This is a genomic window from Gemmata sp., from assembly GCF_051859125.1.
GTDB lineage: Bacteria > Planctomycetota > Planctomycetia > Gemmatales > Gemmataceae > Gemmata.
This window is the reverse complement of record NZ_JBHYGG010000207.1, coordinates 1-3,292: the sequence shown is the minus strand read 5'-3', so window position 1 is coordinate 3,292 and position 3,292 is coordinate 1. Positions and strand designations below refer to the sequence as shown.

General features: G+C 69.7%; 3 protein-coding genes. All 3 read right to left on the bottom strand.

Features of this window, described 5'->3' with window-relative positions; translation table 11 throughout:
* Positions 1-88 precede the first annotated feature (88 nt).
* The 3 genes from ACTIGN_RS17460 to ACTIGN_RS17450 all read right to left on the bottom strand — a co-directional run bounded on the left by ACTIGN_RS17460 (position 89) and on the right by ACTIGN_RS17450 (position 3,144).
* Positions 89-1,345, bottom strand: coding sequence for a Gfo/Idh/MocA family protein (locus ACTIGN_RS17460; RefSeq protein ID WP_439626099.1), 1,257 nt, complete (start codon positions 1,343-1,345; stop codon positions 89-91).
* A gap of 102 nt (positions 1,346-1,447) precedes the next feature.
* Positions 1,448-2,506, bottom strand: coding sequence for an NAD(P)/FAD-dependent oxidoreductase (locus tag ACTIGN_RS17455; RefSeq protein WP_439626097.1), 1,059 nt, complete (start codon positions 2,504-2,506; stop codon positions 1,448-1,450).
* Positions 2,503-3,144: a 3-keto-disaccharide hydrolase gene (locus ACTIGN_RS17450; RefSeq protein WP_439626096.1), complete on the bottom strand. Its 642-nt coding sequence runs from the start codon at positions 3,142-3,144 to the stop codon at positions 2,503-2,505. Before ACTIGN_RS17450 ends, ACTIGN_RS17455 begins: the two co-directional genes overlap by 4 nt.
* Positions 3,145-3,292: the final 148 nt, after the last annotated feature.

Genomic DNA, 3,292 nt, shown 5'->3' with positions numbered 1-3,292 from the left:
GAGGGCGGCCCCTACGAACCAAGCGGATTTGTAGGGGCCGCCCTCCGTGGCGGCCCGCGTGAGGCGAACGACTCAACGAAACACCACTTCAACTGAACTTCGTCACGCCCGGGACGGCGACGGCCGCCTCGGGCGGCTTCGCGTCCCAGGCCCACGTCGCGGGCGTCAGGTCCTCCTTCGACTCCAGCGCCATCTTCCACGTCACCTCGCGGCCGGTGTACGCGGCCATGCGGCCCATGACCGCCAGCAGCGTGCTGCGCGCCATGTACTCGCCGTTGTTGATCGGCTTGCCGCTGCGGACGCTCGCGAACAGCTCGTCGTGCTCGGCCTGGTACATCGCGTTGCCCGGCCCCTCGAACGTCCAGGCGTGGTCGCCCTTGATGTTCATGCCGCCGTCCTTCTCCGAGAGCTGCGCCCGGCCCTTCGTGCCCAGCGCGAGCGCGCTCATGTCGCTCTTGCACCCCGGCTGCTGCCGCGTGTTGCTCACGAGCCGCTGGCCGCCGGCGTACTCGTACACGACCGAGAAGTGGTCGTAGATGTTGCCGGTGTCGGGGCCGGTGTACACCGACCGGCCGCCCATGCCGATCGCCTTCACGGGGTACGTGTCGCGCATCACCCACGCGGCCACGTCGAGGAAGTGGACGTGCTGCTCGACGTTGAAGTCGCCCGACAGCCACGTGAAGTTGTACCAGTTCCGCACCTGGTACGTCATGTCGCTCCAGTCGGGCTGCCGGCCCTTGGTCCACCGGCCGCCGCGGTAGTCGTTGGCGAACACCGTCACCACGTCGCCAATCGCGCCGCCGTGGACCCGCTTCACGCACTCGCGGAACCCCGCGTCGTACCGCAGGCACAGCCCCGAGACCACCGACAGCCCCTTGGTCTTCGCCCGCTCGCACGACTCCAGCACCGAACGAACGCCCGGCGCGTCCACCGCACACGGCTTCTCGGCGAAGACGTGCTTGCCCGCGTCGACGGCGGCCTTCAGGTGCAGCGGGCGGAACTGCGGCGGGGTGGTGAGCAGCACGACGTCGCTCCGCTCGATCACCTGCTTGTAGGCGTCGAACCCGACGAACTTCGCGTCGGGTTTCACGTCCACCTTGTCGGCGACGCCCTTCTTGGCGAGGAGCGTTGCGAGGCTACCGTCGAGGCGGTCCGGGAAGGCGTCGCCCATCGCGACGAGTTTCACGTTCTTGTCGGCCGAGAGCGCGTTCACGGCGGCCCCGGTGCCGCGGTCCCCGCACCCGATGAGGCCGACGCGGATGAGGTCGTTGCCCCCGGCGAACGCGCCGGGCAGTGCGGCCGCTGCAACGGCCGACGTGGCGAGGAACTGGCGGCGGGTGGTCATGGCCGGTCTCCGGGGCGCGTGGGTCGTGGGTGCGTTCATGCTACCGCGGCGTGCCGGCGAACGCGACGATTGGCACACTTCCCCGCGAAGTTGGCAATGTGTCTAAAGAGCGAAGAACCGTCGCACGCCGAGGGCGGGTTCGATCTCGCGATCACCAATGAGACACGCGGCGAGTTGCTCGGCGAAGAACGGCGCGAGGAGCGAGCCCTTTGACCCGAGGCCGTTGAAGTACGCAAGTTGCGGGTGCTCCGGGTGGCGACCCAACACCGGATAGCCGGCGTCGATGACCGGCCGCACCGCGGCGCTGTGGTCGAGCACCTCGAACGGCACCCGCAGGAACGCCCGCAGGCGGGATTCGATCTCGGCCCGGCCCGCGGGCGTGGGGGTGTTGGTGAGGTCGGCCCAGGCGTAGGTCGCGCCGCAGCGGAACAGGTCGCCGCCCGCCGGTGCGAGCCAGACGCCGCGGTGAACGACCCGCTCCTCCTTCAAGTCCGGGATTCGCAGAGTGAGGATCTCGCCCTTCGCCGCGTTGAACCGCACGCGCCCGAACCACGGGTCGCTCGCCGCGAAGCCGCGGCAGAACACGAGCCCACGCGCTTCGACGCCGAACCGCGGGAGCCGCATGCCGTCTGCTCGCACCTCCACTTCGTGGGTCGGGTCGAGATCAGCCGCGAGGAAGCCGTCGCCGTTGCGGAACTGCTCGCGGGAGGCGTCGAGGTACGCCGGCACGTCGAGGCGCGCGGCGTGCGGCATCTCGACGCCGCCAAACGGCGCGTCGAAGCAGTCGGGAGCCGAAGTCGCGTCGCGGACCAGTTCGCCGAGCCTCTCGCGGCGGCGGTGGTACTCGGCGCGCTCGGCCTCGCTCGCGAACAGCCGCAGCGCCGGCCGCTCGTGGAAGAGTGCGGTGCCGGTGTCGCGCTCGACCGAGCGGTAGAAGTCGCGCGCCGCGGGGATGAGTTCGCTCCATCGCCACGACTTCGCGAGCCGCTTGCCGGTGACGGGGGTGACGAGGCCCGCGGCGACGTGTGATGCGCCGTCGCGCGCGTCGCGGTCCACGACGAGCACCCGCAGCCCGCGGCGGCGCAGGCGCCACGCGAGCGCCGTGCCCGCGAGCCCTTGGCCGACGATGATGTGGTCGAACTGCTCCAGGGGGCGGCTCACTTCTTGGCGGGCAGCTCTTCGATGGTGATGTCCTTGTAGAACACCTTGGCCTTCGCGCCGCCGTGGATCTGCAGGCCGATGATGCCAGAGCGCTCGACGGTCGCGTCCTCCTCGGTGTAGTCCACGGTGACGGTGCCGTTGAGCGTGAGCTTGATGCGCGGCCCCTCGCACCGGATCACGTACTCGTTCCAGTCGTCGTCCTTCACGAGCGCCTCCAGCACCTTCGGGTCCGGCTTGGCGAGCACCTTGTTCCGCCGCGACTCGTCGTACAGCGCGCCCCAGTACCCCTGGCCGGCGTCGGCCTGGTACCCGCTCACCTCGTGGTGGTTCGGGACGCGCTTGGTGCGGAACTGGACGCCCGCGTTCTTGTTCTTCTCGCCGAGGAGCTTGAACGTGACCCTCAGTTCGAAGTCCCCGTAGGTCTTCTTGGTGCAGAGGAACTCGTTGCGGGGCACGACCGCATCGAGCGACCCGCCGATGATGACGCCGTCCTCGATCTTCCACGTTTTGGCGGTGTCGCCCTCCCAGCCGTCGAACGTCTTGCCGTCGAACATCGCGACCGGCTTCGGCTTGTCGGCCCCGGTCGCGGGAAGCAGCGCCGGAACGGTGAGCAGCAGTGCGGAGAGGATGAGCCTCATGTGGGTGATCCTGGGTGGGTCGGTGCGGGGTGCCACGCCCAGCACTCTACGCCTTGCCGGGCACCGCATCAACCGCCCATCCCTTGTGCCGCCTCGGCGGTAGGGTGCGTCGAGCCGCGCTTCGCGGCGAGCCGCACCGTGGGGCACA